Source organism: Pseudoalteromonas sp. 2CM28B (genome assembly GCF_023161935.1).
In genome coordinates this window covers 15,794-37,138 of sequence record NZ_JALNTH010000041.1, presented here as the reverse complement: position 1 = coordinate 37,138, position 21,345 = coordinate 15,794, and the positions used below count along the sequence as shown (strand labels likewise).

The window sequence follows — 21,345 nt, the reverse complement described above, 5'->3', positions numbered from 1 at the left end:
CCCTCTAAGTACTTACTTTTAGGTAATAACATAACCTAACCATAGTTAGTAACAGTATGGCAGCCATTAAGTTATGCGCCAGTGCCACGCCTAACGGAAAATGAAAATGCACCACGGCTAACCCTAAAGCTATCTGGCAAAATAACACCACTAACACACTCACCGTACAGCTTTTAATTTTTTGCGAATAGGCATGACTGTATATACGCCACATCACCAAGGCTAAAACAATGCAAGTCACTAAGGCCCATATTCGATGCAGTAAATGAATAGACATACGCGCCTGTTGCGACAACACACCAAATTCATAATTACTGTGCTCAAGGGGGAGCTGAAAGACACTACTGAATGAAAAAGGCTGAGCGTAACTACACAGCGGTAAGCCATTACAATGTGGAGCCGCATAATTAGCCGCTAACCAACCTCCGAGGGCGATTTGTAAAATCAGTACCGTTAATGCCACGAGGCTTAATTTAAAGTGAGGTTTTGCGCCCGCATCACCACCTGTAATAGGTTGGCTGGTCAGACGCAAATACAATAGCGTTAATAACGCTAAAATACTAAATCCTCCGAGCAAATGCCCCATAACTATAAGCGGCTGTAGGTTCATAGTAACCGTCCACATACCTAATGCGGCCTGAAAAATAACAAGCAGCAGCAATATCATAGGCAACCTTACAGGCGTGGTTGGGTACTGACGCTTTAGAAAAGCTAAAATAAACAACACTAAAATTAATACCCCAAGCGTGCCTGCAAAGTAGCGATGGATCATTTCTTTCCATGCTTTTGCTTTTTCAAATATCATATCGGGATAACTTTGAATCGCTTGTGCAATCTCTGCTTCGTGTTTAGGCACGGTTAAAAAGCCATAACAACCAGGCCAATCGGGACAACCAAGCCCAGCGTCACTTAAACGCGTGTATGCGCCCAGAGCCACCACAATTAATGCGAATAAACTCGTTGCTAATACCAAATTTTTATAGTTTTTATACATAGCATCCTCTACTTAGCTCGAACGAGAGTAATTGAGTAATTTTTTTAGATCTTTTAATAACCCTTTTTGGATCAAACGGTTTTCTTGTGGTTGAGAACTAAATGGATACTCCAGTACAATTAGCCCCATATGATCGATTAAATACAAACTGGCAGGCTTTAACTGCTGTTGCTCATCAATAACATGCCAACGCGTTGTAACTAGCTCAGGCTGTCCCATAATAGCCATATCAACTTTGTGTTGGTTTTTGCCAAGGGCAATATATAAATTGTCTAAAGCGGCTAATTGCTCTGTGCAAGACGCTTTGCATTGTGCTGAATAATTTAAAGCGATGGTCCATTGCTTAGGGTTATGCTGCGCCCAATTGTCTAGCTTAATTTCACGCTCTAAAAATTCACCATGGTTAGTAATTGCTGTAGGTAGCCAATCAAGTTTTAACGCGCTGTAAGCCAGCACTAAGGGAATAGCGCAGCACACAGCAAAGAGTAACAGGGGTTTATTTTTCATTATCTATCCTCTTCCTGCTTGCAAAAATAGCGACCACCACACAGGCAACCGCAATTAAAAACCACTGTACTGAGTAGGCATAATGTTTTTCTGGACTCATAACAACGGCTTCATAATGAGGGGCAGCAATTTCATCAGCTTGACCTTGGCGGTAAGCCATAAAATTCACTAAAGGGCGATTAGATTGGCTACTCAATGCTTGTAAATCAATGATTTGAATTCGTTTGGCTAAATCCGACTGAGTATTGTTATTGGCTAAGGTAAAGCCACTTAAATTATCTTCTTTAATTTGTGCCGTTAACGTAAATTTACCACTGGGTATTGTTACGTTTGGTAGGATTTCTCTTGAACGTTCTGCTTTTACCCAGCCTAAGTTCACTAACAAAAAGCGTGATTCATCAGACAGTTTTAATAATGCCAGTAAGTCGTAACCAACCTGACCATTATAGATTTGGTTATCAAGCAACCAATAATTATTAGTGTCAAAATAACCATTTAACGAAACCAATACACCGGTTTTGTTCCACTCTTTTGGCAGCTGTTGTAACTCTGCCCAGCTCATTACGCCATGTTGTTGTATATTTTCAATGGCACTAAGCTGCTGTTGCTTTTGTTCTGCTCGCTGTAATTGCCAAAACCCTAGTCGCACACAAACCAATACCACAATAACAACCAAGCAAATTGTTATTATTGAGCTAAGCTTTTGTTTGTTAAATACAACTAACTGCATAAGGGTAAAATCCAGTGATTATTAAAATTATTATTGTTCTACTGTTATTATTTATATTATTTAATTTATTTCGTGCTTTATTAATTATGGTGTCAGGGAAAACCAATGGACGCCCTATGTCTCACTTTTTAGGGCGTCGGGTGCTATTTTCTGTTGTGGTATTAATGATGGTGATTGCCGCACTAAAACTTGGTTTTATTACGGCAAATCAGTCCCCCTTAATCACTAAAGCACATACACAAATACAAACAAACACAGCCAAACAACATCAACAAAATGCCAGTACCAAGCTGCAGCTTGAAAGGCAAAGTGCTTATCTTTAGTGAAATGTCCTTTCATAATGCGTAAAAACACCACCAATAAAATAATTGTTCCTAAGGTGACGTGCATGCCGTGAAAGCCGGTTAACAAAAAGAAGGTATTGCCATAAATGCCCGCATCAAGGGTTAAGTTAAGATCGTTATAAGCATATATATACTCTTCTACCTGCAGCCCTAAAAAGCACACTCCGAGTAAAATGGTCGCTCCCAAGCATACTTTGAGTGGGGTACGTTTATTATTTTCCATCGCCACATGGGCAAAATGTAAAGTTACCGACGAGGCAAGCAAAATAAGGGTGTTGATAAGCGGCAACCCTTGCCAGCCCATTGCTTGGGTCGTGGTGCCTCCTGGGGTATTTAGCAATGGCCACATGGCTTCAAACGTCGGCCACAATACTTCATTTGTCATGGCGTTGTTATCCGCACCTCCAAGCCAAGGCACAGAAAACATGCGAGCATAAAAAAGCGCCCCAAAAAATGCCATGAAGAACATCACTTCTGAAAAAATAAACCAGCTCATACCTTGCCTAAAAGAACGGTCCATTTGTGCAGAATAAAGCCCTTGATCAGACTCGTGTATGACATTTTTAAACCAGCTAAACAGCATGTAAAGTAGTACAGCTATACCTACGTATAACAAGTAAACGCCATTACCACCCTCTTTGCCCATATCCATTACGGTTAAGGCTGCGCCTACCGCAATAAAAAATAACGCAACTGCACCTACTATTGGCCATGGACTTTGCTCTGGTACATAATAATGTTCATATTTTTGATTCATTTTATTTGCTCCTAGTTTTTCACTAGTTTTATAAGCTAGTTATTACTGGCTACTAGCCGCTCGCTAATATCAAATACGGTATAAGACAGGGTTAACTCTTCTACATCACTGGGTAATTCAGTATCTACATAAAACAATAATGTAAACTCCAGCTCTTCACCTGCCTTTAACGGTTGCTGATCAAAGCAAAAACACGCTATTTTGTGTAAATACTTGGCCGCTTTTCCTGGTGCTACCGACGGTATAGCCTGCATTACTTTATCTTCATTGCTGTTATTTTTAGCGCTAAACTTAACTTCACGCATGGCCCCAGGCTTTACATCTACACTGTACTCTTTAGATTTAACTTCAAAAGGCGCACCACTTTGCGCATGCGTAGTGAAACTAACGCTGACTTCTCTATTTTCAGTGACCAAGGTACTTTGCTGTGCCTGCTCTAACGAGGGCTTACCATTAAGCCCCGTTATATCGCAAAACACGTCATACAAAGGGACCATGGCAAATGCAAATGCAAACATTGCAATGCAAATCACCACCAGCTTTTTTAATAACGGCAAGTGAGTCATTATTTAATATCCGGCGGCGTTGAGAACGTATGATAAGGCGCAGGTGAATCAACTTCCCATTCAAGCCCGTCAGCTCCATCCCAAACTTTTGCAGGCACTTTGTCGCCCCCTTTTGCACATTTATACACAACCACCACAAATAATAATTGCGATAAACCAAAGGCAAACCCACCTATACTAATAATGGCGTTAAAATCAGCAAACTGTAGCGCATAATCTGGAATACGGCGTGGCATACCGGCTAACCCCACAAAATGCATTGGGAAAAACAGCACATTTACACTTATTAACGACAACCAAAAATGCCATTTTGCTAAGGTAATATTGAACATGTTTCCGGTCCATTTTGGCAGCCAATAATAAGCCCCCGCCATAATAGAAAACACCGCGCCCGTTACGAGTACATAATGAAAGTGTGCAACCACAAAATAGGTATCATGATATTGGAAATCGGCAGGTGTAATCGCTAGCATCAATCCCGAAAAACCACCTAAAGTAAACAACACAATAAATGCGATACTAAACAGCATTGGCACTTCAAAGCTAATAGACCCGCGCCACATAGTCGCTACCCAGTTAAATACTTTTACGCCGGTAGGTACCGATATCAGCATAGTCGCGTACATAAAAAACAACTCACCCGCCACGGGCATACCAGTGGTAAACATATGATGCGCCCACACAATAAAGCTCAACAAGGCAATGGAGGAGGTGGCATACACCATAGAGGCATAACCAAATAGTTTTTTACGTGAAAAGGTGGGAACAATCGTAGAAATAATGCCAAAGGCAGGCAAAATCATAATATAAACTTCAGGGTGACCAAAAAACCAAAAAATATGTTGGAACATCACCGGATCGCCACCACCAGCGGCATCAAAGAAACTGGTCGCGAAGTATTTATCGGTGAGCACCATAGTAACTGCACCAGCAAGTACCGGCATAACTGCAATAAGTAAAAACGCCGTGATCAACCATGTCCACACAAATAACGGCAGCTTCATCCACGTCATACCCGGAGCACGCATATTTACTATGGTGACCACCACATTAATGGCCCCCATAATCGAACTAATACCCATAATATGCACAGCAAATACAAACATTGCTGTGTTGTCGTTACTATAAGTGGTGGAAAGCGGCGCGTAAAAGGTCCAACCAAATGCAGGGCCACCACCAGGCATAAATAATGAAGCTAATAGGATTAAAAACGCAAACGGTAAAATCCAAAAGCTCCAGTTATTCATTCTCGGTAAGGCCATATCTGGCGCACCAATCATTAGCGGGATCATCCAGTTTGCCAAGCCGGTAAAGGCTGGCATAACCGCACCAAACACCATTATTAAACCATGCACTGTGGTCATTTGATTAAAAAAGTGAGGATCAACCAGTTGTAGGCCCGGCTGAAATAACTCAGCTCGAATAACCATCGCCATTGCCCCACCAATTAAAAACATGGTGAGTGAAAAAATTAAATATAAGCTACCTATATCTTTATGGTTGGTTGTAAATAACCAGCGCTTAAAGCCTGTGGCAGGTTGATGGGCATGATGAGCCTCATTGGTATTAGGTTGTTCTGCAATGCTACTCATTATTTAGCCTCCCCATCAGCATCCAGTGCCGCTTGTATCTCGCTCGGTTGAATTACATCACCAGTGTCATTACCCCACGCGTTGCGTTTATAGGTAATAACAGCTGCTATTTGCTTGATTGATAATTGCTTTGCGAAAGACTGCATAGCCGTACCTGGTTTACCATGGAGCAAAATATCTATATGCCCTTTGATATCACCTATGACTATTGGGCTGCCTTTAAGAGCCGGAAAAACACCCGGCAAGCCTAATCCTGTTGGCTGATGGCACGCCGCGCAGCTCGCCATATAAACCTGCTCACCAAGCGCCATCAGCTCTTCTTTTGGTACAACTTGGTCTAATAACGCAGCGTCTGCTTCAGCTGCTTTTTGCTTGGCTTGTTTAGCCTCTGCTAACCACGTTTTGAAGTCTTCTTCTGTTTTAGCTTCTACCACAACAGGCATAAAACCATGATCTTTACCGCAAAGCTCTGCACACTGCCCACGGTAAGTACCAACCTCATTAATATTGGTCCATGTTTCGTTAATAAACCCAGGGTTTGCATCTTTTTTAACGGCAAAGTCAGGCACCCACCATGAGTGAATAACATCATCTGAAGTCATTAAAAAACGTACTTTTTGATTAATTGGTAGTACCAGCGGTTTATCGACCTCGAGTAAATAATTCGGGTTTTTATCAGCAAGGTTGGTTATTTCATTTTGAGGGGTAGCTAGCATGGAATAAAACTCAACGTCCTCCCCCATATACTCGTAATGCCACTTCCACTGTGAGCCTGTAATTTTAATGGTGAGATCAGCTTTGCTGGCATCCTCCATGGCAATTAAGGTTTTAGTCGCAGGAATGGCCATAACAATTAATATGACAAAAGGGATCGCAGTCCACAGTATTTCTACTTTGGTGCTTTCATGGAATTGGGCAGGGACAGCCCCTTTAGATTTGCGATGATGAATGAGTGCCCAAAACATAATGGCAAACACGATCACCCCAATCACACAACATATTAAAAAAATAGTCATGTGCAGTTGGTATACATTATTACTTATATCGGTTACGCCTTTACGCATATTATATTGGCTATTAGCAAGCACATTCTGCGAAAAAACAAACAATATAAGCCACAAGGAAGAACTCAGCTTACCCATGTGACGGCTCCTTTGATGCTATTGCTGACGCAAAGCGAAGAGGCATACGGCTTAAACGCCTATTCGTTATTTTTATTTTTTATAAGGGTGCTGGATTTAGTAAATGTGTGTTCTCAAAACGACTAAGCTGTGAGTTATTTTTATTCCAGCTCTTTAATAACTAGTTAAAAAATAAACAATAAGCAAGGTGAGTATGAAAAATAAACAAGGTGTATTTTTTAAAATGCGCAGCTAAAAAAATAGCAACTAGTCAGGCAATTAATCTAAGAGTCAGGTTTAGTAAGGGATGTATTGAAATTACAGGATAGAAATATAAAAAATTGTTAACTTAAAAAAGCAGAGTAAATTTGTTTATTTATAAAGTATTTAGTGATTTTATTTATGATAGGGGGAGCACTTAACAACATATAGTCATACATTTGATAAGTTAGACATTGTGCTGCTAACAAACCCAGCGCCTAATCACTATTAAGCGCTAAATTATGCTTTAATACTACATCCAGTCAGCGTTACGAATAACACCTACCGCTAAGCCTTCAATATTGAACGACTCATTTTCTAAATCGACCTCAATAGCTGAAAACTCATCATTTTCAGCATGTAAGAGTACTTTTCTGCCCGCTTTTTCTAAACGCTTCACGGTTACATCGTCGTCAACACGGGCAACAATAACTTGTCCATTTTCGGCAACTTGGGTTTTATGCACAGCAAGTAAATCACCATCCATAATACCAATGTCTTTCATACTCATACCGTTAACACGCAATAAAAAATCGGCCGCAGGTTTAAACATTAAAGGGTCAATTTTACAGTGGCTTTCTACATGCTGTTGCGCCAATATTGGCTCACCGGCAGCCACCCTGCCAATTAAAGGTAAGCCTAACTGCTCTGGCTCCTCTTCTTCAACAAGCTGAATTCCGCGACTCGCGCCTGGCTTCATTTTAATAACACCTTTTTTGGCCAATGCTTTTAAGTGTTCTTCTGCAGCATTTGCACTTTTAAAACCCAGTGTTTGTGCAATTTCGGCACGTGTAGGAGGCATACCAGTGTCTTTAATAAACACTTTAATGAGTTCGAGTATTTGCGCTTGGCGTTTCGTTAATGGTCGCATACAACTGGTTTTCCATACAGTACAATTAACTGTGAGTATATACAGTTATTTAAAAATCGCAAATATAAATTAATGTCTTATATGCCGTTATCATCAAACAATAACCTACTTTAAAAGCAGGGTAATAAATGTAATTATTAGCAACGCATTATCATATTAATAAATTTTAATTCTCGATTACTTATCCAAGGAGCTAGCATGAGTATTTGGCATCAACCGATTACATTAGAGTTTTGTAAGCAATTAGATCAAGGTATTACAGGCCAAGGGACACTCATGAAAACCATGGGAATAGAGATCAGTGAAATTGGTGATGACTACTTAGTGGCAACTATGCCGGCAATTCCAGAGCATCATAACCCTATGGGTATCGTTCATGGTGGCGCAAATGTGGTACTTGCTGAAACAGTAGCAAGTTATGCCGCTAACTTTGTGGTTGATTTCAATCGGTTTTATTGTGTTGGCCAAGAGATCAGTGCAAGTCATTTAAAGGCATCACGCAATGGCACATTAACGGCCACAGCGAGAGCTTATCATATCGGCAAGCGCAGCTCGGTTTGGGATATTAAAATAACCAATAGCCGCAATGAGCTTTGCTGCGTATCACGTATGACCGCAGCCGTAGTAAAGCGAAAAGGCTAGTAAGTCAATTAACCAAGGTTGAGGTTAAATTACTTTTCGAGAGGGTAAATAGTAATTTCCACGCCTGCACCAATTGCAGATATACGTAACAAGGTATCTGCATGTAAAGCTTGGTTAAAGCATTTTGGCGAAGTGCCAGACTCAAAACCCATATCGAATGTTCTGCGTGAACAACTCAACCATTGCTTTAATGCATTGCGTGAACACGACTCGATTAACTCGCACAAGTGATTAATCGCTTTATCTGGCGTGGTTATTTCACCTGCAACCTCAATGCGAGCAAGTTGACGGTATTCGTCTTTATCATAATGTAAAATAGTTGCGACCTTTTTTAAATCAGCAACTAATACGCTAATATCTTGCTTTGACTCAAGCTCTAGATCTACATTTAAAAATTGAATTTCCGACATTATCTCGTTTTTACCCTCTATTAATCTCATTGCAAACTTTAACGCAGTTTTACCGTTATACCAAATCAACAACGCAGGAATCACTGCATTAACGCGTTTTTAGCGTTAGCCTCTGAATATTACCCACTATTTACTCCTAAAAAACGCCCTACACAAAATACGCAAATTAAAATTAAAGCATGCCGGCGGCGGTTTACTTTTTTATTCTAGGCCTTAAACTAGCCGCTCCTGTAGTTCACGTATGTGATGGATATGATTCGGTTTATTTTAGCTTTGTTGGCTTGCTGTGCTTGTTTTTCAGCAATGGGCGAACAATTTACGCGGTTTTCGAGTGCCAAAAAGCACTTAATTAATACCCTTCCCGAAAACGCTAAAAGTATTTATTGTGGTTGCGATATAAAAAAACAAGGCAAAAAGTTAGTACCCGATCCTACCCATTGTGGCTACGTGCCTCGCAACACACTAACCCGCTCAGGCAAAGTAAATCAACGTGCATTGCGAATTGAATGGGAACATATTGTCCCTGCATGGGAATTTGGTCACCAGTTACAATGCTGGCAAGATGGTGGGCGTAAAAACTGCCGCAAAGTTAGCGCTAAGTTTCGCTTGATGGAAGCCGATATAAACAATTTAGCCCCTGCAATCGGTGAAATTAATGCCGATCGCTCAAACTACCGCTTTGGTATGTTAGCCCAAAACGCGACGCAATATGGTCGCTGTGAGGTTAAAGTTAATTTTAAACAACGTGTTGTTGAACCGCCTGTTCATGCACGTAAACGCATTGCCGATGCGTACGCTTACATGCAAAAAACGTATGGTTTAAAAATTTCAGCTAAACAACAAAAGCTATTTAATGCTTGGCAACAACAAGCTTATGCTGCTAACACAAATAGTAAAAAGCTGTAAGTTTAAATTAAAAGCGTGTAACACACGCTTTTAATTAACCTATAACGCTTGGTGTGGTCCAAATATTTCGTAGTGAATATTTGAGCTTTGCACACCTAAATCAAGTAGCTGGCCTTTTACGTAAGCCATAAATGATGCTGGTCCACACAAATAAAATGCCCCTTCGCTAATAGGTAATGATGCCTCAAGCACCGTTAAATCCATTAGCCCAGTGAAATCACACTCCTCGCCACCTTGATTAAACCAAGTAAATGTTTTTAGCTGTGGATGCATTGCCGTTTGCTGCGCTAAATACCCTTTAAATGAAAATTCGCGGCTGTTTTCACACGCGTGCAAATAACTAATCGCTTGATTTTTATCACCACTAAGTAGCGTTTGCAGCATTGCCATCATCGGGGTTTGGCCAACACCTGCTGAAATAAGTACCACTGGAGTTGCCTCATTTTTTAAAATAAAATCTCCCGCTGGCGGGTATAACTCTACTCGTGCGCCTTGCTCTAGTGAGTGTAAATAATTAGACACCACGCCAGGCTTTGGTTGGCACTCTTTTTTAACGCTAATACGATAGTTTTTAGCATTGCTCTTTTGCGAAATAGAATACTGGCGGATCTCTTCATATTCTGCGCCCTCAGGCTTAACTTTAATGCCAATGTACTGTCCTGGCTTGTAGGTAATAACTGCTTTACCATCCACAGGTGTCAGCGTAAAACTAGTTACGAATTCAGATTCAACATGTTTATCAGTAATTTCAAACTGGCGCGTGCCTGCCCAGCCACCATGGTTGTTTTTACTGTGCGCATACAATGCCGCCTCTTCGGTAATACAAATATCAGCAAGTACACCGTAGGCCTCGCGCCACGCATATTCAACATCGGCAGTAAACTGCTCAGGAATAAGCTCTTTTAACGTACCGATTAAATGTGCGCCCACAATAGGATAATGCTCGGGTAAAATATTTAAGCTGGTATGCTTATGATTAATTCGCGCTAGCGCCTCTTTTAACACGGCTAAATTATCAATATTTTGCGCGTACGCAGCCAACGCATTAAATAATGCAAATTGCTGACGACCCGTTTCTTGATTAGTCATATTAAAAATATGTTTAAGTTCGGGGTTATGACTAAACATGCGCTTGTAAAAATGATCGGTTACGACCGTACCTGCCTCTGCAAGCAATGGCACCGTGCTTTTAACTATTTGTATGGTTTTATCGGATAACATGTTTATTTCCTATGTAATAACTAACTGCTTGCATTTAGCATTACACAGAGCGTGCCAACTAATTAAATCCATAATATTTAACAGGTTAAATTAACTCACTTTACAAGATGAGTCTTTATGACCTACTATAAAACCTGTAAAAATACACTAACAGGTCATTTTGACATGAACCAACAACTCAACCTGACTCAAGTTGCATTAGAGCTTGCACAAAGCACCTTACATGCCCACAGTTTTGAGCAGCTCTTAGCCACGGTTGAACGTGTTATTCCAAGTGATGCTAGCGCCTTGTTAATTCGCCAAGGCGAGCAATTAAAGCCTTTAGCGATTAAAGGTTTAATGCCTGATAGCTTAGGCAGGCGTTTTAATATTGCAGAGCATCCTCGTCTTGATGCTATTTGTAATCACCGCTTGGCACTGCAATTTGCACATGACTGCCCACTACCTGATCCATATGACGGCTTACTACTAGCTAAAACCGGTGATATTCCAGTGCATGCCTGCTTAGGTTTACCGCTTTATGATAAAGATTCGCTGCTTGGTATTTTGACCTTTGATAGCCTAAACGCTGATGCGTTTGACGGCATTACGGCTGATACACTCAACACTTTACAAACCTTGTGTAGCGCACACTTTAAAACAGCTCTAGAGCTTGCCCATTACAAACAGCATGCTCAGCATTCAAATGAATTAGTACAAGCGTTAAACCGTGAGGCACTCAAACGCGATGGTGGTGAAATTATTGGCCAAAGCCCAGTAATACAAACCCTTAAAAACGAAATAAAGCTGGTTGCAGCCTCTAATTTTAGTGTATTAATTTTAGGTGATACTGGGGTCGGCAAAGAGTTGGTGGCGCGTAATATTCACTTGCATTCAGCACGCAAAGATCAGCCATTGATCCATTTAAATTGTGCATCACTGCCTGAAAACCTCGCAGAAAGTGAATTTTTTGGCCATGCAAAAGGCGCTTTTACCGGCGCCCAAAATGCCCGCCAAGGTAAATTTCAGTTAGCCGATGGCGGCACCTTATTTTTAGATGAAATCGGCGAGCTGCCTCTGGCTATGCAAAGTAAATTATTACGGGTACTGCAAAGTGGCGAAGTACAAACCGTTGGTGAAGATGAGCTCAAATATGTTGATGTTAGAGTGATTGCAGCAACCAATCGCGACCTAAAACACGAAGTAGAACAGGGGCGATTTCGCGCCGACTTATATCATCGCCTAAGTGTGTACCCGTTAAGCGTAGCGCCTTTAAAAGCCCGTGATGAAGATGTTATTTTATTAGCCGGTTATTTTGCAGAAAAAACAGCCCGCAAGCTCGCTATTAAACAGCTAAAACTCAGTATTGAAACGCAACTGCTGCTTAAAAAATATGACTGGCCAGGCAATGTGAGAGAACTGGAGCATGTTATTAACCGGGGTGCATTAAAGGCTAAACAACATCAGTGGCAGCAACCAGTTATTACTATTGAACCTGCGCATTGTGAGCTAAATTTAAGCGCTGTTAACACCTTAGCTCTTGAACACTCAAACCAGCTTGTAATCCCACCTTTAGCAAACAACATTTCGTTAAAGCAAGCCACAGATACCTATACGCAGCAACTTATAATACAGCAACTTAAACAACATAATTATAACTGGGCCAGTACCGCGCGCAGTTTACAGGTCGACCGTGCTAATTTAACACGGCTAGCCAAGCGCCTAGGTATTTCAATAAAAAAATCGTTGTCGCCTAGTTAACTTAACTTTCGCTGCTTAAAATAATTTTTTAATAGCTGACTAAACGCTTGAACCTTTGCTGTTCGGTGCACTAAATGATGCGTAACCAGCCACAAATCGGTTGGCCAACTCAGTTCATTAGGCAGTACAGGGACTAAATCAGAGTATTGCGCTGCAACATCATGCTGTAATCCGCCAATACCGAGCCCTTTAACTATGGCGCGGGTCGCTTCTGAGGTTTCTGACACTCTTAGCTTAACTTGCGACGGGGGAATATTTTCATCAACCCATGCAAAGTAAGGCACTTTGGCGTTATACCCTGCTACACCTGACACAAAGCTATGCAGCGATAGTTGCGCTAATGTTTGTGGCAACCCATAACGGCTAATGTAATGCTTTGATGCATAAAATCCTGACGAGAGCGCCGCTAAATGCTGAGCAATATAATCACCCTCATCCGGTCTGGGTCCAGCTCTTACTGCGATATGTGCTTGGCCATGATCTAAACGTAAGCGTTTTTGATCCATAATCACTTGTAATTGCACTTGCGGATGCAAGGTTTGAAACTGCTCGCACACCTCACTTAATACATCAATAAAGCCACTAACTGTGGTGAGTAACAAGCTACCTTGCAAGGTGCTATCTGCAGCAATAATGTCATTATGTAGGCGCTCTAGTTCACCATTAATCGCTTGTGCTGTGGTAAATAACTTAGCGCCAATTTCTGTGACTTTATAGCCGCGAGCATGGCGATGAAATAGTCGCGCATTTAAGCTTTTTTCTAAGTTATTTATTCGCCTGAGCACCGTACTATGGTGAACATCTAACACTTCGGCCGCGGCAGTTAAAGTACCTAAGCGCGCTACCTCGTAAGCAACCTTCAGGTCTTGCCAATCATTAAATTGAATTGCCATGATAACTACTCTTTAATCTGTGCATATGCGCACACAAGTTTTGCGTTTATTTGGCTTTTCTGCAAGTGATTATTTGTTAAAGTCACATTATACAAACTCATTATCAGGAGCAGCTCATGACAACACCAAAAATTATTGCCCTAGCAGGTAGCTTACGTAAAGATAGCTTTCATCAAAAACTCATTAACGAAGCGGCACGCTTTGCTTTAGAAAGTGGCGCTGAAGTAGAAGTGATTAAACTCGCAGACTTAGCTATTCCTATGTTTGATGAAGATCTCGAGGCACAAGGCACACCAGCCGGTGTACAACAACTTAAAGACAAACTTCGCGCAGCCGATGGCATTTTGCTGGCCAGCCCAGAATATAATGGCTCTATTACCGCGGTGTTAAAAAATGCTATTGATTGGGCATCGCGCACCGAACAAGGCGCAGAGCCTGCATTTGCAAATAAAGTAACCGCGTTATATGCAGCCTCGCCAGGTGGGTTGGGCGGCTTACGTGGCTTAAATCACGTGCGTGATATTTTATCTGGCATTGGCAGTTTAGTATTAGCCAATCAATTAGCTGTACCGGCTATTCATACTTTGTTAGACGAAAACGGCCGTATTAATGACCCTGCTACCGCTGAAAAAGTGGCTGGTCTTGCACAGCAGTTAGTTAGCGTAGCAAGTAAGCTTAAATAAGCAGCAACTATAACTTTGTTGCTGCAAGCTTTGCAGCAATAAAGTCTTCATGGGTAACATACAATAAATTAGCAACACGACGAATAACGTATTCTTCTTGTGGATCAAGTTCACCATCTGAGTATGCTAATCGCCAGAGTAGTTCAACTATTTCAATGCGTTGCTTTGCACTGCATTGATTATTAATTTGCTTTGAAAATTGAAAATAATCAATGGCGTCATCTAAGCTCGAACTTGCTTGTTCGGTTAACTCATCTACTGCTTCATCAGTTAAATCAAAATACTTTTTTAATGTCAGACTTAACGTATGCTGTTCATCTGCCTGTAAATCGTTATCCGCTCGCATTACCTCAATTAATAACGCGGCAACGGCTGTTTTTAAATCATGTTGTTCAATATCATAATCTTGCTGATCAATACTCGAAAAAAGCTGTTTAATTTGCTTGAACATCACATTTCCCCTTTTTGGGTGTTAAACTTATATCATAACGGGTGTAATTGATATGCTGATCACACTACCCAATATCAAGATGGAGTTAAAGGTTTATGAGTATAAAAGCCAATCATTACATACATGGAATTATTAGCTGGGGTTTATTAACAGGGTGTTTGAGTGTGTCGGCAGAGCAAAGTGAAATGCAACGGCTCTACGATTTTGATGAAAAGGTGCATTATAAGCAAACTCAAATAGACACTAACAATTACCACCTAGAAATACAGTCTGATGACTACCCGCACTTTAGAAACCAAAGTGTGTTTTTATTGCGCCACGCAAACCGTTTATGTCGCGATAACCCTTTCATGTTAAAAATAACTGAAGGCGTGCAAGAGTATGAGCGCTTTCCAACTAAACCACGCGCTTATCAGCCACCACTGAGTGTATTTGTGCAGTGTGAAATGCCTGCAGAAAAAACCTCAAAGAAATAACATCTCATTATGTTTCCATAAAACCACTGAGCATTAAAACAGCCAGTGGTTTTAATATAAAAACAGATTAGTTAACACCATATCCCCACGGTGCAGCCGGTGGTGTAATAGGTTTAGTTAAATCAAAATCAACACGGAATTCGCGACCTTGGCGAATAAGTCGATAAGTGAACTGCTCAGGGTAAATATACATTTGCCATGTATTGCCTACCGATTGCGGTATGCCTTGGCTAACAAATAACTCTTTTGAATACTGATCTGCAGGGAATGACTGCATATTAGCAAAACCCGCATTCACAGTATGACCGCCATACATAGTTGATACATCATCAGTACCATCTTTATGGCGGTGATCGTGCTTTAGGCTCAACCCACTGCCTGTTTTAGTAATGATCCACGTACGAGAGGCGTCATCACCGACATGAAACGGCACTTGTAGTTCATGTTCATTACACTTACGCACATGCATAACTAACTTTTTATCGGCAAATGAACTCGGCCCTGTGGCATTATCAACCGTTACTTTACCCTCGAAAGCTTTACCGCAATGGGCAGCAATACTATTGAAAAAGCTATCATGACTTGGAATTGATACCAAAGGCGCTGGACGTGCTATTGCTGCAGTGGATGCCAGCATAAGCGCTGCAGCTGTTAATAATTTCATAATGTGTCCCTAAACATGTAAAAAATCAGCTTAGCGTTTAAGCAAACACAAAGAAAATAATCACGATGAACAGCAATAAGAAGTTAACAGAGCAATAGGATTTTACTGTAATTAATTAGTAAAAAAATATCGCTTGAAAGAAAATGAGAAATTAAATATCGTTGATTGATAAAGGTAGGTAATTAAACACAAAGTCAGTTTTAGCACGGAGCTCATATATAGATGGAGAACTATATCGGCCTAGTAATCATCGTATTACTATTAATTATTCAAAATCGCTACACTTTGCATATATATCAACACCTTGCTGAGCAGCACCCAGAACAATGGAAAAAATTATCACAAAATTCATTAGATGGGACACCCTATGCCAATCTTGCTGAGTCATTTAAAGATGGTTTTTTTTCGACTATCAACGACCCAAAGGTAGTCCGCTACCAGAAATTTAAAACTCTCAATTTATTACTAATGGCAATGGTTACATTAGCAAGCTTATTGCGTGGTTTTTTAATATAAGCGATTAAAAAAGCGCAACCTAAGCTACGCTCCAGTTTCATATGTAAAAGGTTACTGCCACGGTCTCTCTGCGGCTAACTGCTTTTCAAACGCATCAATTTGCGGATTGAGGGTTTCGGTTACACCGATAAAGTCTAAGCCACTTAATAAACGTTCTTTTACGTCTTTGCGAATATCAAAGCGAATTGGCGCAAACTTATTACTGGTAAGCATCTGGTTTTGAAGATCCACATCAATGTGAATATCGTCGTGCTGCTCACTTAACACAAATAACTCTTCCAGCGTTTGCGCTGGCAATGCAATGGCAAGCATTTGGTTGTTGCCACAGTTATTAAAGAAAATATCAGCAAAGCTTTCAGCTAAAATCACTTCAAACCCATATTGCTTTAATGCCCATGGTGCGTGCTCGCGTGATGAGCCACAGCCAAAATTATCGCGGGTTAATAATATTTGCGCGCCTTGGTAACAAGGACGGTTTAAAATAAATTCAGGGTTTGGCTCGCCATTATCTAAATAACGCCAATCGTAAAACAGTGCTGCATCAAAACCATCACGGCTGGTTGAGGTTAAAAACTGCTTAGGAATAATTTGGTCGGTATCGACGTTGTTTTTATCAAGTGGGGCCATTAAGCCGCTAAAATAGATGCTCATTAAGCTTCTCCTCTAATATCAACAAAGTGACCATGTATTGCAGCCGCTGCCGCCATTGCTGGGCTCACTAAGTGTGTACGCCCGCCGCGCCCTTGGCGACCTTCAAAATTACGATTCGAGGTGGAAGCACAGCGTTTACCAGCTCCTAAACGGTCATCGTTCATAGCTAAACACATCGAACAACCCGGCTCGCGCCACTCAAACCCTGCAGCTTTAAAAATATCGGCTAAGCCTTCATCTTCAGCTTGCTGCTTAACTAAGCCTGAGCCTGGAACAATCAGCGCTTCAATACCAGCTAAAACCTGTTTACCTTCAACAATTTTTGCTGCAGCGCGTAAATCTTCAATGCGGCTGTTGGTGCATGAGCCAATAAATACCGTGTCTACTTTGGCGCTTGATAGTTTATCGCCCGCTTTTAAGCCCATGTATTTAAGCGCACTACGAATTGCATCGGCTTTAATTAAATCGGTTTCTTTATCTGGATCTGGAATACATTCATCAACGCCAATCACTTGCTCTGGATTAGTCCCCCAAGTAACTTGTGGTTGAATACTGCCTGCATCTAGCTCTACTTCTAAATCAAAATGAGCACCATCATCCGTTTTTAAAGTTTCCCAGTAGGCAACAGCGGCATCAAAATCAGCACCTTTGGGTGCAAACGGGCGGCCTTTTAAGTACTCATAAGTGATTTTATCTGGGGCAATTAAACCCGCCTTGGCACCCATTTCAATGCTCATGTTACACAATGTCATACGGGCTTCCATTGATAGAGCTTCTATGCCTTCACCACAAAATTCAGCCACATAGCCAGTGCCACCAGCAGTGCCTAGCTTGCCAATAACCGCCATAATTAAATCTTTTGCTGTTACTGTAGGGCGTAATACACCGTTAATTTGAATTTTTAACGACTTCGCCTTTTTTTGCTGTAGCGTTTGCGTAGCTAATACATGCTCAACCTCTGAGGTACCAATACCATGTGCCAAGGCACCAAACGCACCATGCGTTGAAGTATGACTATCGCCGCAGACTATAGTGGTACCTGGTAAAGTAATCCCCTGCTCAGGGCCAATAACATGCACTATGCCTTGGTTTACTGAATTTAAGTCGTATAGCAAAATGCCAAATTCTTTACAGTTTTCATCCAGTGCCATTAATTGATTTTTAGAGACTTCGCTAGCTGCATCCAGTGAACGACTTTTAGTTGAAACATTATGATCCATGGTGGCAATGGTTTTTTCTGGACAACGCACTTTACGATTTTTTTCACGTAAGCCGGCAAATGCTTGTGGTGACGTCACTTCGTGTACTAAATGACGGTCAATATAAAGTAAATCGGTTTGCTCATTAATGCTGGCAACGGTATGTGCTTGCCAAATTTTATTGTATAAGGTTTGGGCCACTTGCTAACTCCCTGATCTGATTGAGCCACAGCCTGACGGTGCTGTGGCTTTAATAATTAAATGCGTGAAACGATGGCCGCTGCTACATCGGTGGTGGTATAGCCGCCCTGCGGATAAATATCCGGCGTTCCCACACCGGCTTCAACCGCCTCTGCGACTGCTTTTTCAATCGTACGAGCCGCTTCGTCTTGGCCTAATGAGTAACGTAGCATTAAGGCGGCACTTAAAATTTGTGCGATTGGGTTTGCCACCCCTTTTCCGGCGATATCAGGCGCTGAACCACCCGCGGGTTCATACAAGCCAAAGCCTGATTGATTTAAGCTAGCGGAGGGTAATAACCCCATTGAACCGGTGATCATCGCGCACTCGTCCGATAAAATGTCGCCAAATAAGTTATCGCACAGTAATACATCAAACTGGCTAGGCTGTTTAACTAGCTGCATCGCTGCATTATCTACATAAATATAATCTAAGCTCACTTCTGGAAAGTCTTTACTCACTTCGGTTACCACTTCGCGCCATAAAACGCTTGATGCTAAAACATTGGCTTTATCGACCGAGGTTACATGATTGCTGCGCAATTTAGCGGCCTCAAAAGCAAAACGTGCAATACGCTCTATCTCTTTACGTGAATAAGTTTGCGTATCAAATGCAGTTTCTTCTGCCCCTTCGCCACTGCGACCTTTTTCACCAAAATAAATACCACCCGTTAGCTCGCGCACACATAAAATATCAAAGCCTTTTTCGCTAATATCAGCACGTAGTGGTGATGCAGCGCTTAATGCGGGTAACAACTGAGCAGGGCGTAAGTTACAAAACAAACCAAAGTGCTTGCGCAGTGGTAACAGTGACGCGCGCTCCGGTTGGTCATTAGGTGGTAAATGTTCCCACTTAGGGCCACCCACGGAGCCAAATAAAATAGCATCGGCGTTTTCACATGCTTTTAAAGTGGTATCAGGAAGGGCTTTGCCAAACTCATCAATCGCAGCGCCGCCAATCGCGTGGTGTTCACGGTTCAGAGTAAAACCAAACTTATCACTTATTGCATCAAGCACTTGCTCTGCAGCTGCCATAACTTCTGGGCCAATACCGTCGCCCGCTAATACGGCAACGCTGTAATGTGTTTTACTCATCCTGCTTTCCTTTGTTGTTTTAAATCAGACACTTTTTGTGCTCGATAAATTAAGTTATAAACCCGAACCATAGCGCGTACTGAGGCTTCGACCACATCGGCCGCAATACCGGCACCGTGATAAGGACGGCCATCATATTTAGCAATAATATTCACTTGTCCTAATGAGCTTGCACCTTGGCCGGTAGCCTCTAAATTGTATTCAATCATTTCAACGCTCATACCAGTTAAGCGCTCAATGGCTGCAAATGAGGCTTCTACCGGGCCGTTACCTGTGGCCGCTTCTTGTTTTGCTTCGCCATCAATCAACAAACCTATCGTTGAGCTGGCTACCGATTGAGAGTTCGACGTAGAGTGAACAAACTCTAATTGATATTTTTCATCTTTGTCGCTGATTTGATTAAAGTAAATCATTGCTTCTAGGTCGTAGTCATATACTGTGCCTTTTTGGTCAGCTAACGCAACGAAACTTTGGTATAAGCTATCCATGTCGTAATCAGATTTTTGATAACCTAACTCTTCTAAGCGATGCTCTATAACATGACGCCCTGAACGCGAGGTCATATTTAATTGATTACTTGGCACACCCACACTTTCAGGTGACATAATTTCATAGGTATTTTGCGCTTTTAAGACACCATCTTGGTGAATACCTGAACTGTGGGCAAACGCATTTTCGCCAACAATCGCTTTATTTGGCTGTACCGGCATATTACAAATTTTGGCTACTTGGCGAGAGGCGCGGTAAATTTCTTCGCTTTTTATATCGGTATATACGTTTAAATGGTCTTTGCGCATTTTCATGATCATCGCCACTTCTTCAAGTGAACAATTACCCGCGCGCTCCCCTATACCATTAATCGTACATTCGATTTGGCGAGCACCTGCTTGAACGGCAGCAACAGAGTTAGCAACGGCTAAGCCTAAGTCGTTATGGCAATGCACACTTAAACGGGCTTTATCAATATTTGGCACGTTATTCATTAAATGACGGATCATTGCTGCGTATTCATCTGGCGTTACAAAACCGACGGTATCTGGCAAGTTAATCGTGGATGCACCGGCATTAATAGCTTGCTCAACTATTTTGCATAAATCCCAATGTGGTGTACGTCCTGCGTCTTCACATGAAAATTCCACATCATCAGTGTAATTACGAGCAAGCTTGATTGATTTAACCGCCATTGCAGTGGCATCATCAAGGCTCATTCGCAACTTGTGTTCAAGATGAAGCGGGCTGGCTGCAATAAAAGTATGAATACGGCTTTGCTGTGCACTGCGAAGCGCCTCGCCACAGGCCTCAATATCTTTGGCAACCGAGCGTGCTAAGCCACAAATAATAGGGCCTTTTACTTCAGTGGCAATTCGCTGCACTGAGCGAAAGTCAGCGGGGCTCGAAACCGGAAAGCCCACTTCCATGACATCCACATTTAAGCGGCTAATGGTATGCGCTAGTTGAATTTTATCATCTTCAGTCAGGCTTGCTTTAAGTGCCTGTTCGCCATCACGTAAGGTGGTATCAAAAATCCATACTTTATCTTGCTCTTGCATAACTGCCCCTCATTCCTGTGTTACCCAAATTTCGATTTATCCCTGCAGCGAGATAAAAAAAACCCCGCAATTGCGGGGTTTTGTTGTTTAGCTCAATGCAAACACACTAATCCCCGCTCACTTGCCACAGCAGTAAGAGGTTTAGTTTTAGTGTAATTAAACGATTAGTTTGCATTTGTTTTCTTGTGTGTGTGTCCAATGAGGCTTATTTTTATCATTGCAGCGCAGTAGGTGCAAGCATAAAAATACCATAAAAATAATTACAC

Annotated in this window: 24 protein-coding genes; 7 read left to right on the top strand and 17 right to left on the bottom strand. The window is 41.6% G+C overall.

All coding sequences use genetic code 11. The features are described 5' to 3' along the window. Positions 1-4: 4 nt before the first annotated feature. The 3 genes from MTN96_RS31100 to MTN96_RS31090 are packed head-to-tail and all read right to left on the bottom strand — an operon-like array spanning position 5 to position 2,231. Entirely contained in the window at positions 5-994 is a 990-nt protein-coding gene (locus MTN96_RS31100; protein ID WP_248534012.1) for a heme A synthase, read from the bottom strand. Between the two features lie 12 nt (positions 995-1,006). Continuing rightward, positions 1,007-1,501, bottom strand: coding sequence for a transmembrane cytochrome oxidase associated protein (locus tag MTN96_RS31095; protein ID WP_069438574.1), 495 nt, complete (start codon positions 1,499-1,501; stop codon positions 1,007-1,009). Then, complete coding sequence (locus tag MTN96_RS31090; protein ID WP_013466137.1) at positions 1,491-2,231, bottom strand: SURF1 family protein; 741 nt, start codon at positions 2,229-2,231, stop codon at positions 1,491-1,493. Before MTN96_RS31090 ends, MTN96_RS31095 begins: the two co-directional genes overlap by 11 nt. 14 nt (positions 2,232-2,245) lie before the next feature. On the opposite strand from MTN96_RS31090, the gene MTN96_RS37200 reads away from it, so the two are divergent. Further along, positions 2,246-2,554, top strand: a complete 309-nt coding sequence (locus MTN96_RS37200; protein WP_076922637.1) for a DUF2909 family protein — start codon at positions 2,246-2,248, stop codon at positions 2,552-2,554. Here the strand turns inward: MTN96_RS37200 and MTN96_RS31080 are convergent. From MTN96_RS31080 to lexA, 5 genes are all read right to left on the bottom strand, one after another. Continuing rightward, positions 2,457-3,332, bottom strand: a complete 876-nt coding sequence (locus MTN96_RS31080; protein ID WP_013466138.1) for a cytochrome c oxidase subunit 3 — start codon at positions 3,330-3,332, stop codon at positions 2,457-2,459. The two genes, MTN96_RS37200 and MTN96_RS31080, sit on opposite strands and share 98 nt — an antisense overlap. A 35-nt stretch (positions 3,333-3,367) precedes the next feature. Beyond that, the gene (locus MTN96_RS31075; protein WP_013466139.1) at positions 3,368-3,898 is read right to left on the bottom strand and encodes a cytochrome c oxidase assembly protein; all 531 of its coding nucleotides are present in this window, start codon (positions 3,896-3,898) and stop codon (positions 3,368-3,370) included. Beyond that, entirely contained in the window at positions 3,898-5,490 is a 1,593-nt protein-coding gene (ctaD, locus tag MTN96_RS31070) for a cytochrome c oxidase subunit I (RefSeq protein WP_069438571.1), read from the bottom strand. The genes MTN96_RS31075 and ctaD overlap by 1 nt, the downstream gene beginning before the upstream one ends. Then, positions 5,490-6,632, bottom strand: coding sequence for a cytochrome c oxidase subunit II (gene coxB, locus MTN96_RS31065; protein ID WP_036980527.1), 1,143 nt, complete (start codon positions 6,630-6,632; stop codon positions 5,490-5,492). The genes ctaD and coxB overlap by 1 nt, the downstream gene beginning before the upstream one ends. A gap of 493 nt (positions 6,633-7,125) precedes the next feature. Beyond that, positions 7,126-7,743, bottom strand: coding sequence for a transcriptional repressor LexA (gene lexA, locus MTN96_RS31060; RefSeq protein WP_008114166.1), 618 nt, complete (start codon positions 7,741-7,743; stop codon positions 7,126-7,128). A 198-nt stretch (positions 7,744-7,941) separates the two neighbouring features. Between lexA and MTN96_RS31055 the strand changes: the two genes are divergently transcribed. Beyond that, positions 7,942-8,385: a PaaI family thioesterase gene (locus MTN96_RS31055; RefSeq protein ID WP_069438569.1), complete on the top strand. Its 444-nt coding sequence runs from the start codon at positions 7,942-7,944 to the stop codon at positions 8,383-8,385. 29 nt (positions 8,386-8,414) lie between these two features. On the opposite strand, the gene MTN96_RS31050 is transcribed toward MTN96_RS31055, so the two are convergent. Continuing rightward, positions 8,415-8,795 carry a hypothetical protein gene (locus tag MTN96_RS31050; protein WP_036983336.1) on the bottom strand — a complete coding sequence of 127 codons (381 nt, stop codon included), beginning with the start codon at positions 8,793-8,795 and terminating at the stop codon, positions 8,415-8,417. A gap of 252 nt (positions 8,796-9,047) precedes the next feature. Here MTN96_RS31050 and MTN96_RS31045 point away from each other — a divergent pair, with 252 nt between their 5' ends. Then, positions 9,048-9,701: an endonuclease gene (locus MTN96_RS31045; RefSeq protein ID WP_028834827.1), complete on the top strand. Its 654-nt coding sequence runs from the start codon at positions 9,048-9,050 to the stop codon at positions 9,699-9,701. Positions 9,702-9,740: 39 nt separating this feature from the next. On the opposite strand, the gene hmpA is transcribed toward MTN96_RS31045, so the two are convergent. Further along, on the bottom strand, positions 9,741-10,922 hold the full coding sequence (hmpA, locus tag MTN96_RS31040) for an NO-inducible flavohemoprotein (RefSeq protein WP_064662897.1): 1,182 nt from the start codon (positions 10,920-10,922) through the stop codon (positions 9,741-9,743). Positions 10,923-11,087: 165 nt separating this feature from the next. Here hmpA and norR point away from each other — a divergent pair, with 165 nt between their 5' ends. Next, entirely contained in the window at positions 11,088-12,662 is a 1,575-nt protein-coding gene (gene norR / locus MTN96_RS31035) for a nitric oxide reductase transcriptional regulator NorR (RefSeq protein WP_248534030.1), read from the top strand. Here the strand turns inward: norR and MTN96_RS31030 are convergent. After that, positions 12,659-13,555 (bottom strand): LysR family transcriptional regulator, encoded by an 897-nt coding sequence (locus MTN96_RS31030; protein ID WP_028834824.1) that lies wholly within the window; start codon positions 13,553-13,555, stop codon positions 12,659-12,661. The two genes, norR and MTN96_RS31030, sit on opposite strands and share 4 nt — an antisense overlap. Positions 13,556-13,671: 116 nt before the next feature. Here MTN96_RS31030 and MTN96_RS31025 point away from each other — a divergent pair, with 116 nt between their 5' ends. After that, entirely contained in the window at positions 13,672-14,238 is a 567-nt protein-coding gene (locus MTN96_RS31025) for an NADPH-dependent FMN reductase (protein WP_036980537.1), read from the top strand. A 7-nt stretch (positions 14,239-14,245) separates the two neighbouring features. Here the strand turns inward: MTN96_RS31025 and MTN96_RS31020 are convergent, their stop codons facing one another. Continuing rightward, the gene (locus MTN96_RS31020; RefSeq protein ID WP_036980539.1) at positions 14,246-14,689 is read right to left on the bottom strand and encodes a TerB family tellurite resistance protein; all 444 of its coding nucleotides are present in this window, start codon (positions 14,687-14,689) and stop codon (positions 14,246-14,248) included. A 95-nt stretch (positions 14,690-14,784) separates the two neighbouring features. Between MTN96_RS31020 and MTN96_RS31015 the strand changes: the two genes are divergently transcribed. Beyond that, positions 14,785-15,165: a hypothetical protein gene (locus MTN96_RS31015; protein WP_248534010.1), complete on the top strand. Its 381-nt coding sequence runs from the start codon at positions 14,785-14,787 to the stop codon at positions 15,163-15,165. Positions 15,166-15,232: 67 nt separating this feature from the next. Here the strand turns inward: MTN96_RS31015 and MTN96_RS31010 are convergent, their stop codons facing one another. After that, positions 15,233-15,829 (bottom strand): hypothetical protein, encoded by a 597-nt coding sequence (locus MTN96_RS31010; protein WP_248534008.1) that lies wholly within the window; start codon positions 15,827-15,829, stop codon positions 15,233-15,235. 222 nt (positions 15,830-16,051) lie between these two features. Between MTN96_RS31010 and MTN96_RS31005 the strand changes: the two genes are divergently transcribed. Beyond that, on the top strand, positions 16,052-16,345 hold the full coding sequence (locus MTN96_RS31005; RefSeq protein WP_138626745.1) for a hypothetical protein: 294 nt from the start codon (positions 16,052-16,054) through the stop codon (positions 16,343-16,345). A gap of 51 nt (positions 16,346-16,396) precedes the next feature. On the opposite strand, the gene leuD is transcribed toward MTN96_RS31005, so the two are convergent. The 4 genes from leuD to leuA are packed head-to-tail and all read right to left on the bottom strand — an operon-like array spanning position 16,397 to position 21,079. Beyond that, complete coding sequence (gene leuD, locus MTN96_RS31000; protein ID WP_248534006.1) at positions 16,397-16,996, bottom strand: 3-isopropylmalate dehydratase small subunit; 600 nt, start codon at positions 16,994-16,996, stop codon at positions 16,397-16,399. After that, positions 16,996-18,396: a 3-isopropylmalate dehydratase large subunit gene (leuC, locus tag MTN96_RS30995; RefSeq protein WP_036980551.1), complete on the bottom strand. Its 1,401-nt coding sequence runs from the start codon at positions 18,394-18,396 to the stop codon at positions 16,996-16,998. Before leuC ends, leuD begins: the two co-directional genes overlap by 1 nt. A gap of 56 nt (positions 18,397-18,452) precedes the next feature. Next, the gene (leuB, locus tag MTN96_RS30990; protein ID WP_248534004.1) at positions 18,453-19,529 is read right to left on the bottom strand and encodes a 3-isopropylmalate dehydrogenase; all 1,077 of its coding nucleotides are present in this window, start codon (positions 19,527-19,529) and stop codon (positions 18,453-18,455) included. After that, entirely contained in the window at positions 19,526-21,079 is a 1,554-nt protein-coding gene (gene leuA / locus MTN96_RS30985) for a 2-isopropylmalate synthase (protein ID WP_248534002.1), read from the bottom strand. Before leuA ends, leuB begins: the two co-directional genes overlap by 4 nt. Positions 21,080-21,345: the final 266 nt, after the last annotated feature.

Excerpts from the sequence above, each read along its gene's own strand:
- ctaD (WP_069438571.1), bottom strand. The coding sequence starts at position 5,490 with ATGAGTAGCATTGCAGAACAACCTAATACCAATGAGGCTCATCATGCC.
- leuD (WP_248534006.1), bottom strand. The coding sequence starts at position 16,996 with ATGAGCATCTATTTTAGCGGCTTAATGGCCCCACTTGATAAAAACAAC.
- MTN96_RS31080 (WP_013466138.1), bottom strand. The coding sequence starts at position 3,332 with ATGAATCAAAAATATGAACATTATTATGTACCAGAGCAAAGTCCATGG.
- leuA (WP_248534002.1), bottom strand. The coding sequence starts at position 21,079 with ATGCAAGAGCAAGATAAAGTATGGATTTTTGATACCACCTTACGTGAT.
- MTN96_RS31005 (WP_138626745.1), top strand. The coding sequence starts at position 16,052 with ATGGAGAACTATATCGGCCTAGTAATCATCGTATTACTATTAATTATT.
- coxB (WP_036980527.1), bottom strand. The coding sequence starts at position 6,632 with ATGGGTAAGCTGAGTTCTTCCTTGTGGCTTATATTGTTTGTTTTTTCG.
- MTN96_RS31055 (WP_069438569.1), top strand. The coding sequence starts at position 7,942 with ATGAGTATTTGGCATCAACCGATTACATTAGAGTTTTGTAAGCAATTA.
- MTN96_RS31100 (WP_248534012.1), bottom strand. The coding sequence starts at position 994 with ATGTATAAAAACTATAAAAATTTGGTATTAGCAACGAGTTTATTCGCA.
- MTN96_RS31020 (WP_036980539.1), bottom strand. The coding sequence starts at position 14,689 with ATGTTCAAGCAAATTAAACAGCTTTTTTCGAGTATTGATCAGCAAGAT.
- MTN96_RS31025 (WP_036980537.1), top strand. The coding sequence starts at position 13,672 with ATGACAACACCAAAAATTATTGCCCTAGCAGGTAGCTTACGTAAAGAT.
- MTN96_RS31030 (WP_028834824.1), bottom strand. The coding sequence starts at position 13,555 with ATGGCAATTCAATTTAATGATTGGCAAGACCTGAAGGTTGCTTACGAG.
- MTN96_RS31090 (WP_013466137.1), bottom strand. The coding sequence starts at position 2,231 with ATGCAGTTAGTTGTATTTAACAAACAAAAGCTTAGCTCAATAATAACA.
- leuB (WP_248534004.1), bottom strand. The coding sequence starts at position 19,529 with ATGAGTAAAACACATTACAGCGTTGCCGTATTAGCGGGCGACGGTATT.
- lexA (WP_008114166.1), bottom strand. The coding sequence starts at position 7,743 with ATGCGACCATTAACGAAACGCCAAGCGCAAATACTCGAACTCATTAAA.
- MTN96_RS31010 (WP_248534008.1), bottom strand. The coding sequence starts at position 15,829 with ATGAAATTATTAACAGCTGCAGCGCTTATGCTGGCATCCACTGCAGCA.
- MTN96_RS31045 (WP_028834827.1), top strand. The coding sequence starts at position 9,048 with ATGATTCGGTTTATTTTAGCTTTGTTGGCTTGCTGTGCTTGTTTTTCA.
- MTN96_RS31050 (WP_036983336.1), bottom strand. The coding sequence starts at position 8,795 with ATGTCGGAAATTCAATTTTTAAATGTAGATCTAGAGCTTGAGTCAAAG.
- MTN96_RS31015 (WP_248534010.1), top strand. The coding sequence starts at position 14,785 with ATGAGTATAAAAGCCAATCATTACATACATGGAATTATTAGCTGGGGT.
- MTN96_RS31075 (WP_013466139.1), bottom strand. The coding sequence starts at position 3,898 with ATGACTCACTTGCCGTTATTAAAAAAGCTGGTGGTGATTTGCATTGCA.
- MTN96_RS31095 (WP_069438574.1), bottom strand. The coding sequence starts at position 1,501 with ATGAAAAATAAACCCCTGTTACTCTTTGCTGTGTGCTGCGCTATTCCC.
- hmpA (WP_064662897.1), bottom strand. The coding sequence starts at position 10,922 with ATGTTATCCGATAAAACCATACAAATAGTTAAAAGCACGGTGCCATTG.
- norR (WP_248534030.1), top strand. The coding sequence starts at position 11,088 with ATGAACCAACAACTCAACCTGACTCAAGTTGCATTAGAGCTTGCACAA.